Genomic DNA, 14,502 nt, shown 5'->3' on the forward strand with positions numbered 1-14,502 from the left:
AATGCTTGAACAACTGATGGAACTGTTTCAATATCCGTTTATTACCCGCGCTCTGATTGTGGGCACACTGGTTTCCCTCTGCGCGGCGCTGCTTGGCGTGAGCCTGGTTTTAAAGCGCTATTCCATGATTGGCGACGGACTCTCCCATGTGGGGTTTGGCGCTTTGGCCTGCGCGCAGGTGGCCGGGGTTGCGCCGCTTACGCTTGCCATTCCCATTGTGGTGGCCGCGGCAATTTTATTGCTGCGCTTAAGCGAATCCGGCAAAATAAAAGGAGATGCCGCAATCGCGTTCATCTCCACCGGTGCACTGGCCGCCGGCGTGCTGATTATTTCACTTAGCCGCGGCGCCAATACCGATTTATTAAATTATATGTTCGGAAGCATTTTAGCCATGAGCACCGGCGACGTGGTGCTGAGCATTTGTTTAAGCCTTGCCGTGCTGGCGCTTTACTTATTTTTCTACAACAAAATTTTTGCCGTTACCTTTGATGAAACCTTTGCAAAGGCAACGGGCAAAAAAACGTCCCTCTATAACACGGTGATTGCCGCCCTAACCGCGGTGACCATTGTGCTGGGTATGCGCATGATGGGCGCTTTGCTCATTTCCGCTTTGGTGATTTTCCCCGCCCTTTCCGCCATGCGGGTGTTCAAGTCCTTTGCAGGGGTTACGGTGTGCTCTGTCATTCTCTCCGTCATATGCTTTTTTATCGGAATTTTGGCGTCTTACTTTTACGCGGCGCCAACAGGCGCCAGCGTGGTTATGGTGCACATGGCCGCCTTTTTGCTGTTTTCTGTTGCCGGAGCCGTGTTAAACCGCTTCAGCCCACGCTGACAGCATAGGCCGTCATGGCTGCGACGCCGGTTTTTAAACAATCTTCGTCAATATCAAAGTTTGAGCTGTGAAGAGGCATTGTAATGCCTCTTTTTTTGTTTCCCGAGCCCAGGTAAAAATAAACCGAGGGCACAGCTTGTGCAAAATAAGAAAAGTCGTCCCCCGCCATGGAGGGCTCGCTGCCATGCACCACACTATCTTTTCCAAGAACACCGGTGACGGCCTGCTCGAATCGGTCTGCTGCCGCATCATTGTTGATTAAAGGCGGGTAACGGAAGTTATATTGAAAATCATAGCTTGCCCCGGCAATATTGCAAATTCCGTCCACAGCTTTTTCCATCAGCTCCGGTATCTTTTTGCGGACAGTCTCCTCATACGACCGTACCGTGCCCCGCATGTGCACCGTGTCGGGAATGATATTGTAAAAGGTGCCGCCGTTGATTGCACAGACGGAAATCACCTTTTGTGCAAAGGGCGAAATAAAACGCGCGCCAATCATGTCGAACGCTGCAATGATCCGCGCCGACAGCGCAATGGGGTCAATGCACTCATGGGGATATGCCCCGTGGCCGCCCCGGCCGTGGATATATAAATCAAAATCGTCCGGCGAGGCCATTAACGCCCCCTTTTTCAGCAAAATTTTTCCGGTCTCCACGTCGTTCATCACATGAAGCCCCACCGCGTTTGTTACGTGGTATTCTTCTAAAATTCCCGTCTTTATCATGGGTTCTGCGCCGCCCTCGGTTTCCTCCCCGGGCTGGAACACAAACAAAACGTTAACAGAAAGCTCCTCTTTCAGCTGCGCTAAAAGTTTTGCACTGCACAGCGCCACCGCCATATGTGCATCGTGCCCGCAGGCGTGCATAACGCCGGGGGTTGCCGACTTATAGTCAAAATCATGGGGTTCGTCAAGGGGAAGCGCGTCCATGTCTGCCCGAATCAGCAGCGTGTTTTTCTTGCCCGCGTTTAAAAAGCCGGTAACGCCCGTTCCCGCTATGCCGGATTTTACCGATAGCCCTAAGTTCTCCAAATATTTTTTTATAAACGCCGCGGTTTTTTCTTCGCAAAACGAAAGCTCCGCCATTTGGTGCAGCCTGCGGCGAAGCATAATCGCCTCGGCGCTGATTTCCTCTGACAGTTGTTTGATTGAAAGTTCCATTTTAAAACGCCCCCTTAATATTTTCTAAAAACACCGGAAACAACGCCCAAAATGACAGCGTCGTTTGTAATGATGGGTGACAGCGCGTCGTTCTCCGGCTGGAGGCGGATATGCCCGTTTTCCCGGTAAAAGGTTTTCACCGTGGCGCTGTCGGCAAGCAGCGCCACCACCATCTGCCCGTTTTCGGCGGTTGCCTGCCGTTTTACAATGACAAAATCGCCGTCTAAAATTCCGGCGTTTATCATGCTGTCTCCTTTCACCTTTAGCATAAACAGCTCGCCGCCGCTAAATAACGCTTCCGGCACGGGGAGCACATCCGTTATGTTCTGGGTGGCCAAAATAGGCGTGCCCGCCGCTACCGTGCCCACAACGGGCACAGACAACACTCCGCCTGTTTCCTTGCGTTCCGGCAGGCTGATGGCGCGCTTTTTAGAGCCGTTTTGCAAAATCAGGCCCTTGTCCGCCAGCCGTTTGATATATCCGTGCACCGTAGACGGCGAAGACAGCCCCACCGCGGCACAAATTTCCCGAATGGAGGGCGGATAGCCCATCTGCTCAATTTGGGTGCGGATGTATTCATAAACAAGCTGTTCTTTGTTCTCTTTTGGCATGGCAATCACCTCTTTTTTTCAGTATAGCACATTTCTTCCAAAAAATCAAACATTTGTTCTCATTGACTTTTCTACACAAATTATGGTAGAATATTCTCCATCAGGGAGGGGAAAATATGGCAAAATGGATTTGGCTCAATCAACAGGATTACCCGGAAATTCAAACGACTTTCTGCACACAATTTTGTGATAAAGACGGCTATTCATACGCAGTGGCGGATTTTTTCCGCACATATACCTTTCAAAAGCGCGTGATAAAAGCCAATATTACGGTAAGCGGGGACACAAAATTCCGTTTGTGGGTAAACGGCGATTTCGCCGTAACCGGGCCGGTGTGCCCCGGCGGGGACTATGGCTATGAAAAGCCTATGGCAAACTACTATGCAAATGTTTTGTGTTTCTATCCTGAAAGCAACACGCTGGACTTTTTTGCCCAGGTGCAGCTTTCCCCCGTTGTGCAGACAGACGTGTCCGCCGGCCGCGGCGGTTTTTACTTAGAGTGTATTGTTACGTTTTCAGACGGCTCGAAAACCGTTATTGGAACAGATAAAAGCTGGCTCTGCACGAAAAATACAGCATACCTTTCACCGAATAAGCTGAATTTTACCCTGCCGTCGGACAAAAAAAGCAATGCAGAAGAAATTGAATCTGTATGGAATTTAAAAAAATCGGAAATACCAAATTTACAGGAAGAAAAAGTTCTGCCCAAAAACCACCGCGCACTGGTTACTGCACCGCACACGTCGCAAACCTTTTATCTTGATTTCGACCGCATATATTCCGGCTACGCCGCATTTACTGTAACAGCGGAGGGCGATTGCCGGATTTCTATAAAAACCTTTGAGGCGCCGGAGAAGGTGCTTTGGGAAGAGGAGCTTCATATAAACGGCAGCATGCCGTATCGCTCGTTCCGCTTAAACTCCATTGGCGGCATGGAACTTACCGTGGAGAACAACAGCGAAACAAACGTTTCTATTTCTGACGCAGGGCTTATTTTCACCTGCTACCCCGTTGATACCGAGGGTACCTTTTCGTGTTCCGACGAATTGCTCAACAAAATTTATGATGTGGGCAAATGGACAACGAAAATCTGCCGTCAGACCATTCATTTAGACAGTCCCAAGCATCAGGAAAACTTAGGCTGCACGGGGGACTATTATGTGGAAAGCTTAATTTCATATTATTGCTTCGGCGACCCGCGCCTTACGCGGTTTGATATTCTGCGGACAGCGGATTTGCTGAAACAGCGGGGTGGGTTTATGTTTCACACCTCTTACAGCCTGATTTGGGTGCAGATGTTATATGACTATTATCTGTTTTCCGGCGACAGCGCCGTTTTCGGCCAAACGAAAGACGCGCTCCACCTGCTGATGGACCGGTTTTTCGGATATGAAGAGAAAGACACGGGTCTGATTGATACTCCGCCCAGCTTTATGTTTATCGACTGGATTCCGGTTGACGCGTATAATCTGCACCATCCGCCGAAAGCGCTGGGGCAAACGGCCCTTTGTGCCTTTTACTACCGCGCCTTATGTTTGGCGGCAAAAATTTCGGACAGTTTACTCGACTCGGAGCACGCCCGAATGTACAGTGACCGGGCAAAGCGGTTAAAAGCGTCTTTCCACAAGGCGTTTTTTGTGCCGGAAAAGGGGCTTTACAAAAGCGGGCTGAACACCCCCACGCCGGAGGCGCTGGTGAACCAGTTCATGCCGCAGAATACGGATAAGGTTTATTTTGGAAAGCATGAAAATTCCCTTGCGGTTTTATATGGCCTGTGTCCGGAAAACCTTTCCGCTCCCATTATGGAAACGGTGGTCAACAGCTCTTCTCTTACAGACGTTCAGCCCTATTTTATGCATTTTGTGTTAGATGCGGTGTATAAAGCGGGACTGTTCGCAAACTATGGCCTTTCGCTGATTCGGCAATGGAAAAAACAGGTTGACGAATGCAGCAAGGGCATGAAAGAGATGTGGGGCGACTTTCCCGGATATGGCTACGACTACAGCCACGCCTGGGGCGCAACGCCCTCATACCAGCTTCCCGCAAAGCTTTCGGGGCTGACGATTTTAGAACCGGGGTTTAAAAAAATTACCCTTGCGCCCAACCTGTTTGAGCTTAATTGGGCTGAGATTGACATTCCTACGCCCTTTGGCAGCATTCATATGAAGCTAAAGAAAAATGAAACGCCCGTCATTTCTGTGCCGGACGAAATTGAATATCAAGTGATTTAGAAAGGCATTGTGTTTATGAACAATTCTGACAGCCAATATAAGCAAATGATTGAAACGCCCATACCGAAGCTTGTGGGAAGCCTGGCGGTTCCAACGGTTATCAGCATGCTTGTCACCAATATTTATAACATGGCCGACACCTTTTTTGTGAGCCGGTTAGGCACCAGCGCCAGCGGCGCCATTGGCATTACCGCCACGCTGACGTTAATGCTGCAGGCTATTGGCCTCATGTTCGGCCACGGCTCGGGCAGCATAATCAGCCGGGCGTTGGGCAGCCGGGACGAAAACCGGGCCGACAGGCTTGCCTCCACGGCGTTTTTCGCGTCTGTCATTGCCGGGGGCGTAATCGGTTTGGGGGGACTGCTTTTTTTAAGCCCGCTTTTGCGGCTTTTGGGCAGCACGGAAACAGTTCTTCCCTATGCCCGCGCCTATGGGTTTTACATTTTAATGGCCGCGCCGTTTATGGTTTCGAGCTTTGTTTTAAACAACATTATGCGCTACGAGGGCAAGGCGCACCTTGCCATGGTGGGGCTGACCACCGGCGCGGTGTTAAACATGGTGTTAGATCCCATTTTTATTTTTGGCCTTAAAATGGGCGTTTATGGCGCCGGCTTAAGCACAGCGCTCAGCCAGGTCATCAGTTTTGCCATTTTGCTCTACATGTATCTCTCCGGCAAAACCCGGTGCCGCATTGCCTGGCGCATGACGGCTGTTTATGAAATCCCGCTGATTTTGAAAAACGGTCTTCCCACTCTGGCGCGGCAGGGCATGAACTGCATCTCCTCCATGCTCTTAAACCAGGCCGCCGCGGTGTATGGCGACACTGCCCTTTCTGCTATCAGCATTGTGAACCAGATTTGTAATTTCATTGCCTCGATTATGATTGGAATCGGCCAGGGATTTCAGCCTGTGGCAGGCTATAACTTTGGGGCGGGGCGCACCGACCGTTTGCGCCGCGGTTTTTATTTCACGTTTCTTTTGGGGGAATGTGTGCTCACGGCGCTTTCCATTCTCTTTTTCTTTGCCGCAAGAAACATTGTTGCAGCGTTCCGCGACGACCCTGAGGTTGTGCGCATTGGCATTTCCATGCTGCGCCTGCAGTGTATTTCCCTCATTGCACAGCCCTATGCCACCTGCGCCAACATGATGTTTCAGAGCATTGGCGAAACCGGCCGGGCAACGCTTTTGGCCACCACGAGAAACGGACTTTACATGATTCCCGCGCTGTTAATTCTGCCCCGGCTGCTGGGCCTTTTCGGAATTCAGATTGCCCAGCCTGCGGCGGACGTTGCGTCTTTGCTTACCGCCGTTCCCCTTGTCACCGGATTTTTCATTCGGTGCAAACGGTCAGAAACAGCAGAACCGTGAAGGTTCTGACGAACCGGTTAAGTTTGCAACGCTGTCGCGGACAATCAACCGGCTTTTTAACGTGATATCCTGCCGGGCAAAATAAAACTGGTTGTCCATTTTTTTAAAGATTAAATCCACCGCTGTTTCACACAGTTCTTCGGGGTGCGAAACAATGGTGGTGAGCGGAACATCTAAATAGGCCGCGGCGGAAACGTTGTTCATGCCGATAACGGACACGTCCTTTGGAATGCTTAGCCCCGCCTCTTGGGTGTAACGGAGCGCGCCCATTGCCATATAGTCATACGCCGCGATCACCGCGGTGGGGCGGTCTTTTTGTTCCATCAACTGTTTCATGGCGTCAAATCCTGCCATCTGAAACCGCATTTTGCTGTTCACCATATATGCCTCCTCCAGCCGCAGTGCATTCTTTCGCATTGCTTCACAAAACAGGCGGTGTTTCGACGCGGTGAGCGTTTCTCCGATGTATCCGATTTTTCTGTGGCCGTTTGCTTTCAAATATTCCACAGCCTGGTCAATGCCTGAGGCAATGTCGATATCAATATAATCTGCCTTTTCTGTTTTATATTTGCCTCCGATTTGCACAACCGGTATGTTCGGTTCCGTTTTCAGGCGCAGCGAGCCTGATACGAAAATGATGCCGTCGGCGTGTCCGAAAGAGCCGTAATAACGAATTAGGTCTTCTTCCCGTTCGGCGGAAAATCCGCTGACTGACAGCATCATCATGCCGCCTCTTTCTTCAATTTTGTCATTTAGGTCCGCGGCAAAGTCCGCGTAAAATTCCCCCCGAATTTCAGGACAAATTACCGCCACCAGTTGTTTTCCGAACTTCCCTTTATAATATTTTTCAAAGCATCCATGCCTTTTTGCAAGCGACAGGATTTGCTCTTTCGTTTCAACGCTGATTTCCCTGCTGTCTGAAAATGCTTTTGAAACGGTGGAAACCGAAACCCCTGCCAGCTTCGCCAGCTTTTGCAGTGTCATTTTTTCGCCCCTTCGCATTTTTGTTTGTTTCATTGTAGCACAAAGTGCTTTTTTCTGCAATGGGTTACGAAAATTTTTCGTCTTTAAATTCATTGACAGTATGATAATTTATGCTAAAATAGCATTAGTGATTTTAAAAACTACGAAAAATTTCGTTTTTATTCAGGAGGATTCAAAAAAAGTGGCAAGCCTTTATATCGGAATTATTTTACTCACACGTGTTGCACAGCAGATATGCAGTAAATACAAAAGCATGTTGTTTCCAAAATCAATATACGGCGTGGCAAAGCTTATGGCGTTTACCAATTTACTTTCGGCAATTCCCGCGGTCATTCTCATGCTGCTGGGCGGAAGCATGGCTATAAATCTGAATACCGTAATCACTTCGGCACTTTCCGGAATCAGCATTGTGGTAAGTTCCATCTGCGGGCTGGTATCTATGAAAAGCGGTACCATGGTGTTAAGCTCTATGTTCGGCGCCGCCGGGCTGATTGTGCCGTGCATTGCAGGAGTTTTCCTTTTTGCAGAGCCGATGTCGCGGCTTCAGTGGCTTGGAATTGTGGTGCTCATTGCTTCGTCCCTGCTTTTAATTTCGTCTGCTAAACAAATCAATCCCCAATTTTCATTCAAAACCGTTTTTTGTTTACTCGGCTCGTTTTTGGCCAACGGTCTCACCATGCTAATGCAAATGATTTTTTCCCGCAGTTCGGAAGGCGGCAACGTGTCAATGTTTTCGTTTTTTACATTTGCCATTCCCTGTCTGGCCATGGTTTTGCTTTCCGTGGTTTTGCACCGGCAGCCCCCGGCAGATAATGAAAAGCTGCCGAAAAAGCTGCTTCTCTTTGCGGCAGGGGCAGGAGTTGCGGTGTTCATTGTGAACCAGCTTGCAACGCTGGCCTCGGGTTTTGTGCCCCCCGCCATTCTGTTTGCCTTTATCAATGGGGGAAACACCTTCATTGCCGCTTTGGTCGCGGCCATTTTGTTCGGCGAAAAGCTAACGGTGAAAAGCGTTACCGGGCTTTTGCTGGGCGCTGCGTCGCTGATTATTATTAAAGCGTTTTAAAGAAATGGCCCCTCCCATTAAATCGGGAGAGGCTTAGTTTTTACTGAACATATTTCCTTGTTATTGGGTTCAGCCGCTTTCCAATTACTGCGGCAACAAGACACGAGATAACATCGCCGGGGATTGTTGCCAAAAAGCAATATAAAAACAAATTCCGAATGGTGATGTTTGTGCCAAGATACAGATGGCTGATTAGAAAATAATAAACCATGCCAAACAGATAGATAATCGCAAGGCCGGCCAAGTTTGCGCCTACCAGCCGCCGAAACGTGGGCGCCGCTGTTTTGTTTGCAATGGCGCCTGTAACATAAGTGCCCACTGCAAAGCCAATTAAGTAGCCAAAGGTGGGTTTTAGCACATACGTTATGCCGCCGCCCTGGGTGAACACCGGCAATCCTGCAAGTCCAATGGCAACATATACGCATACGCTTATCGCGCCGAGCCTGCCGCCCAGCATAAGCCCTGCCAGCATGGTAAACAGCGTTTGCAGAGTCAGCGGAATGTATGGAATTGGAATTTTAATAAACGCCCCAACTGCAATCAGCGCCGCAAACAGCGCACATAAAACCAGTCGCACGGTTTTCTTAGAATTATTTTTTTCCATTTTTACCCCTCCTTTTATTTGACAATATTTTATCAAATATCGCCCACATTGTCAACCTAATTTAATCAAAAAGTTTACAATATTGTGATTATTAACAAAATTACTTCATTAAAATCAGTAAATCGTAACAAATTCAATTATTTCAAAACGCTTGTATCGAATCATATTTTATGATAAAATAAGTTTATCCTAAAGTAAAGGAGAGGAAGAATATGATGAAATTTAAATTGTCCGCGGTTTTTCTTGCGGTAATCATGGCCTTATCCTTGTGTGGCTCTGTTATGGTCTTTGCCGAAGATGGCTGCGTTCAGAAAAAAATTGACAACACTGCCATTCGTTTGGAGATGACGGGGGCCGCTTATACGGATTTTGAGGCAGGCGAAACAAAGACCTTCACCTTCACCGTTCCCACCACCGGAACCTATGGCATGTGGTTTGACAATGCAAACTATACAGCGTCAAAACTGACTGCGGTAGTTCAAAACGGCGATGAAACTGTTTTTAACCAGTCGTACACCTCTGAAACAAAAGAACCGGTATATTCCACCCGTGGTCATGAACGGTTCGGTGATGAAAACAACTTAAATATGAAGCTCACCGCAGGCGTTAGCTATACCCTGTCCCTAACTTCGGAATCGGCATTTTCCGGCATGAATTATATTGATTTCAGGTGTTTAGAGCTTCCGGTACTGTCAGACCTTGGCGCGAAAACTGCCATTCACCCGGCTGATTTTTATACCGGCAGCACACTTTTAAATGTTCACAACCACCAGCAGTATCAAACAGGCTCAGGCTTTGTCAGCGGCACATCGCTTGTCGGAGATTATACCAAAGCGGAAGACGCTTTAAGAACACCCCTGTTTACGGAAAATTCCCTGGCTTCAAAATATTTTGGAATTGTTTTAAACGGGGGACGCACAGCTGTATATCATTTAGTGGCGCCGCAGGCGGGCTGGTATAGCCTCTCTTTTAAGGCAAATGCATATCCCAGCGGAAGGCCCATAGATATCCGCCTTTATGTTGGCGGTGCACGGGCTGCCCTACTCCACTATTCGGGAAACGGCGATGCCGACGTTCAATCTCCTGCGTTTTGGCTGGATGCGGGCGAAAACGAAATTAAACTGCATGCAATTACCAGCGATTTATATGTAAAAAATCTGATTATCACAAGCCTTGGCTCTGTGTATTCCGACACTTCCACAGCCATTGCTCCGGTGGGCGAAACCAATGTAGAGTTAATCAATGCGCACAGTGTCTCCGCCGTTTCTAATTTTGCAGGCGGCTTTAAAGCACAGGCCGGGCACTACAGCGAGCAAGATATTACAATTGCTGAAACAGGCTATTATAATATTTACACTTACATGAAAGCGCACCAAGCGTCGTTTAATGTTTTGATAGGCGAGGTTGGACAAGACGGAGCCGTTGCAGACTATGAAAATGTTACCAGCAGCTTCTATACTGACCGGTCGTCTGCAAACTTAAACTCTACCGGCCGCGGCTGGAGCAGCGACGGTTTTCTGCGGCTTTTAATGTATAACGCCCATCTTTTTGAAGCTGGAAAAACCTATCGAATCCGCATTGAGTTTATCGACGTTGACCCCAGCAAATATACAATTGATTTGGATAAATATCCCGGATATGAAGTTACCACCGATTATGAGGCTTTTGTCAGCGCGCCACTGACTGTGAAGCGTACAGACGGCGTTCTGTCAGACACGGAAACCACCTATTTAAGCGGCTGGGACATCATTCCGGAAAGTAACTGGGGCTATGTTACCTGGTCTCCCGCAGAGCAGGCATATCAGGGCTACAATTCCACCACGCAGCCGGTTTATGACAGTGTGCTTTTTGCGGGCGAAACAGGCAGACTCCGCAATGTATTGTTTAATAAAGGCGGCAATAATACATATAAATTCCGCCTTTTGGCTAAAACCGCCGGCCGTTACAACATCAATGCATTTGTTAATTCCGGAACGACAAACTCCGCAATTTACACCTATCAGATCGACGGAGAGGCCGCCCAGGAAAAAAGCATCACCGACGACGGCAATGTAATGAACAATCCATTTTATGTTGATTCTGTTTATCTGACAGAAGGCGAGCACACCATAACAGTTACACCTGTTTCCAACACCGGCGGCAAATGGAGATTTTACGGTTTTGGTGTTGACTATGTAAACGAAACTTTCGTGGCGCTGAACGAAGCAAACAGCCAGTGCACCTACAACGCGGCGCTTTCAGAAACCGACGGCACCGTGATTGTTGCGCTCTATTCCGGCAGCGAGCTTGTGGGAATTGACACGCAGACTGTTACATCTGCGCAAAACAAGGTGAGCGGCACTGTTGCCTATTCCGGCGAAAAACCTGAATATGCAAAAATATTTGTGTGGTCTGATTTGAAAAACGTGACGCCTCTGTTAAAACCTGTTACAATTGACAGCGGTAGCTGGCACTAAAAATTTAAACAATAAAGCGGCACAGCAAATTTGCTGTGCCGCTTTTATTTTACTTGTTCAGGTTCATTTTTCGCCTGATATAATCTTCAATGATATCTGCTGTTGCAATTAGCCCTAAACGGCTGCTGTTAATGGAAAGCTCGTAGTTTCTTGAGTCGCCCCATTGTTTCGTGCAGTAATAATTGTGGTAATTTTTTCTCTTTTTGTTTGTAGAAACCACAATGTTTTCCGCCTTTTGTTCCGAAACCTGATAAAGTTCCATAATGCGGGCGACTTTTGCTTCCATGTCTCCCAGAACAAAAATGGTGGTTAGGGCCGGGTTTCCCTTTAACACTTCCTCTGCACAACGGCCGACAATGATAAACGACGCGCCGCTGTCTGCCTTTTGGCGCAGATAGTCGAACTGCAGATTGGCAATTGCCTCCTCCGGCGAGTTGGAATAACCCATTACGTTTCTTGAAAACAAGCGGTTTTTGGGAATTTCGTCATACTTTTCCAAATGCTTTACATTTAAGCTTTTGCGCTCTGCGATTTCCTCCAGCAGATTACTGTCGTAAAGCGGAAGGTCAAAACGCTTTGCCAGCAGTTCCGCTATGGCGTGTCCGCCGCTGCCAAACTCACGGCCGACAGAAATGATCAACTGTTTTTCCATAAAAATACCTCCCCGTTAAATTTAAATATGAATCAGCCAAATTGCTCCCATTGAAATTGTCAGCACAATCAGCGTGGCTGGCACCATTGCTTTGCAGTATCTGCCCCAGCCAACGGGATATCCTTCCTTTGCGGCAACCGAAGTTCCCACAACGTTGGCCGACGCACCGATCGGTGTGGCACTGCCGCCGATATCCGTTCCCATAGACAGCGACCAGGCCAGAACAGAAAGATCTGCGCCCTGCGTTGCCGCCAGCGATTTGATAATCGGAATCATGGTAGCGGCAAAGGGGATGTTGTCCACAAATGCGCTGGCAATGCCGGACACCCAAACGATAATTGCCACCATTAGATAAAGGTTGCCGCCGCACGCCCTGCCGATAAGGCCTGCCATAAGCTCTAAAACTCCGGTCTGCTCCAGTCCGCCGACAACAACAAACAGGCCGATGAAGAACAGCAATGTTTTATAGTCCAGTTTTTTCAGCAGCGCAAGGGCCGATCTGCCCGCAGTAATCAGTGTTAACAGTGCGATAAACAAACCGATAAACGCCACCGTAAGCCCCGTGGACCCGTGGGTGATTAACAGCACCACCGCAATGGCAAAAATGATGCAGGACATAACGAAGCTTTTCTTATCCGCAATCATTTCCTTTGGATCCGGATAAGCGTTTTGCTGCGCCTGGGCGGAACGGGGAAAGGATTTGCGGAAAATAAGAAAAAAGTAAAGAACAACCACAATTAGCGAAATTCCCGCAATTACGCCTGTGTTGGTCAGAAAATCGCCGAATGTGTACCCCAAAGACGTTCCGATGATAATGTTCGGAGGGTCTCCGCACATGGTGGCGGAGCCGCCTAAATTCGCACAAAACACCTCAGACAATATCATTGGAATCGGGTCAAACTTTAACAGCTGCGCAAGCTCCACCGTAACCGCCGCCAAAAACAAAATGACGGTAATAGAGTCGATAAACATGGACAAAACCGCAGACATCACCATAAACGTAATGAAAATGGCCGTGGTTTTATAGCGCACCAATTTTGCAATGGCAATGCACAGCCAGCGGAAAAAGCCCGCTTTTGCCATGCCCTCTACCATAACCATCATACCCGCAATAAAAATTATGGTAGCCCAGTTAATTCCGCTGGAGCTTTCCTCGGCCTGTCCTGCCGTGTGCCAGAACGATGACGTAAAAATGCTTTTTAAATTTAATGTTTGTGTAATGGCCGAAAAGCTATGCATGCACACTCCAAAAACAATGACAAGCGTAGCCAGGGCGCAAAGCAGCGTTACAACATGGCGCTCCAGTTTTTCTGAGATAATCAGGCCAAACATGAGCACAAATATTGTTACTGCTAAAATTTGAGACAGCAATGTTGTTTCCCCCTATGGATTTTATTTTAGCTCCATTATTCTATCACAAATCGTGACAAAAATCATGTTCAAAAGTAACTAAAAATTATGTCAAATCCAGGAAATTTTTAGGGGCTTTTTATACACTGTGTCACTTTAAGACAAGCGTGCATATAATGGTATATATCCTATTAGATGCAAGGTGATTCATATGGAAGCTATGAATGATAAAAACAATCCATTCAATCAGAAATGTCAAAGGTGCTGTTGCTGCTGTTGCTGTCCGCACCCTTATCCGCCGCCTCCCCCGCCTTCGGGTCTGGGTTCGTTTACGGCTGTAAAGCGTGACGGCGACACCAACCTGCCGCTTGCAGGCGCGGTATATTCTCTCTACCGCCTAAACAATGCAGAGCCGGCTGCCACAGCTGCCTCTGACATAACCGGCGCACTGCGCTTTACCGATTTAGAGCCGGGGGAATATATCCTTTCTGAAACCACCGCGCCGGAAGGGTATCAGTCGAACCCGGAAACGTTTATGGTCGTTGTTGATGAACAGGGAAATGTTACCATAAACGGTGAAATTGCCGAAGGGTTTTCTATTTACGACACCCTTGCGCCGCAGCCGGCCCGGTTTTTGTTTTTAAAAACTGACGGCCAAACCGGGCAGCCCCTTTCCGGTGCGGTTTTCAGGCTGTTAAGCGGCGAAACTGCCGCATCAGACGACGACGGGGTTGTAGATTTCGGATTTCTTTTGCCGGGAACGTATACTATGACGGAGGTTTCGCCCCCGGATGGGTATGACCCAAACACGGAAGAATATGCCGTAACGGTGAACCCGGACGGAAGCATTTATGTAAACGGCGTGCCTCTTGCTGACTTCACCGTTGCCAACACACCATCTCTGCCTTTAAGCCCCACACCGGTTATATATTCTATTACCGAGGGGGATATGTTCATTCTTGGCGAGGGCGTGCCCGGCGCAGAGCTTGTCGTTTTATTGCCCGACGGCACAAAAGTTACTACCACAGTAAACGAAAACGGCATTTGGCTTGTTCCCATTCCTTCCGGCATTGTGCTTTTTGCCGGCCAAACAGTTTATGCCTATCAAACTGTGCCCGGCTATGCCCCCAGTGAAAATGCTTCTTTCGTTGTTCAGCCAAGAAACTAAAAAATGAAAAACAAAAAGCTCCTG

Annotated in this window: 12 protein-coding genes; 6 read left to right on the plus strand and 6 right to left on the minus strand. The window is 48.3% G+C overall.

Annotated elements, in window-relative coordinates:
• The first annotated feature begins 1 nt into the window (after window position 1).
• Complete coding sequence (locus tag H8698_RS04075) at window positions 2-832, plus strand: metal ABC transporter permease (RefSeq protein ID WP_249311274.1); 831 nt, start codon at window positions 2-4, stop codon at window positions 830-832.
• On the opposite strand, the gene H8698_RS04080 is transcribed toward H8698_RS04075, so the two are convergent.
• Window positions 819-1,991 (minus strand): M20 metallopeptidase family protein, encoded by a 1,173-nt coding sequence (locus H8698_RS04080; protein WP_249311275.1) that lies wholly within the window; start codon window positions 1,989-1,991, stop codon window positions 819-821. The two genes, H8698_RS04075 and H8698_RS04080, sit on opposite strands and share 14 nt — an antisense overlap.
• 14 nt (window positions 1,992-2,005) lie before the next feature.
• A complete protein-coding gene (lexA, locus tag H8698_RS04085; protein ID WP_249311276.1) occupies window positions 2,006-2,602 on the minus strand; it encodes a transcriptional repressor LexA in 597 nt (198 codons plus the stop codon).
• Window positions 2,603-2,718: 116 nt separating this feature from the next.
• On the opposite strand from lexA, the gene H8698_RS04090 reads away from it, so the two are divergent.
• Window positions 2,719-4,833 (plus strand): alpha-L-rhamnosidase-related protein, encoded by a 2,115-nt coding sequence (locus tag H8698_RS04090; protein WP_249311277.1) that lies wholly within the window; start codon window positions 2,719-2,721, stop codon window positions 4,831-4,833.
• Between the two features lie 15 nt (window positions 4,834-4,848).
• The gene (locus tag H8698_RS04095) at window positions 4,849-6,201 is read left to right on the plus strand and encodes an MATE family efflux transporter (protein ID WP_249311278.1); all 1,353 of its coding nucleotides are present in this window, start codon (window positions 4,849-4,851) and stop codon (window positions 6,199-6,201) included.
• Here H8698_RS04095 and H8698_RS04100 read toward each other — a convergent pair.
• Window positions 6,181-7,278 carry a LacI family DNA-binding transcriptional regulator gene (locus H8698_RS04100; RefSeq protein WP_346726820.1) on the minus strand — a complete coding sequence of 366 codons (1,098 nt, stop codon included), beginning with the start codon at window positions 7,276-7,278 and terminating at the stop codon, window positions 6,181-6,183. The two genes, H8698_RS04095 and H8698_RS04100, sit on opposite strands and share 21 nt — an antisense overlap.
• Window positions 7,279-7,366: 88 nt before the next feature.
• Here H8698_RS04100 and H8698_RS04105 point away from each other — a divergent pair, with 88 nt between their 5' ends.
• Entirely contained in the window at window positions 7,367-8,248 is an 882-nt protein-coding gene (locus H8698_RS04105) for a hypothetical protein (protein ID WP_249311280.1), read from the plus strand.
• Window positions 8,249-8,288: 40 nt separating this feature from the next.
• On the opposite strand, the gene H8698_RS04110 is transcribed toward H8698_RS04105, so the two are convergent.
• Complete coding sequence (locus H8698_RS04110; protein ID WP_249311281.1) at window positions 8,289-8,852, minus strand: biotin transporter BioY; 564 nt, start codon at window positions 8,850-8,852, stop codon at window positions 8,289-8,291.
• Between the two features lie 212 nt (window positions 8,853-9,064).
• On the opposite strand from H8698_RS04110, the gene H8698_RS04115 reads away from it, so the two are divergent.
• Window positions 9,065-11,308, plus strand: a complete 2,244-nt coding sequence (locus H8698_RS04115; RefSeq protein WP_249311282.1) for a hypothetical protein — start codon at window positions 9,065-9,067, stop codon at window positions 11,306-11,308.
• Between the two features lie 49 nt (window positions 11,309-11,357).
• Here the strand turns inward: H8698_RS04115 and H8698_RS04120 are convergent, their stop codons facing one another.
• Both H8698_RS04120 and H8698_RS04125 read right to left on the minus strand, forming a co-directional pair.
• Window positions 11,358-11,960, minus strand: coding sequence for a cytidylate kinase-like family protein (locus H8698_RS04120; RefSeq protein WP_177680499.1), 603 nt, complete (start codon window positions 11,958-11,960; stop codon window positions 11,358-11,360).
• A gap of 21 nt (window positions 11,961-11,981) precedes the next feature.
• Window positions 11,982-13,331, minus strand: coding sequence for an ArsB/NhaD family transporter (locus tag H8698_RS04125; RefSeq protein ID WP_346726821.1), 1,350 nt, complete (start codon window positions 13,329-13,331; stop codon window positions 11,982-11,984).
• Window positions 13,332-13,521: 190 nt separating this feature from the next.
• On the opposite strand from H8698_RS04125, the gene H8698_RS04130 reads away from it, so the two are divergent.
• Window positions 13,522-14,478, plus strand: a complete 957-nt coding sequence (locus tag H8698_RS04130; protein WP_249311283.1) for an MSCRAMM family protein — start codon at window positions 13,522-13,524, stop codon at window positions 14,476-14,478.
• The last annotated feature ends 24 nt before the right edge of the window (window positions 14,479-14,502 follow it).

The sequence above is a fragment of the Congzhengia minquanensis genome (genome assembly GCF_014384785.1).
Taxonomy (GTDB): Bacteria; Bacillota; Clostridia; order UBA1381; family UBA9506; genus Congzhengia; species Congzhengia minquanensis.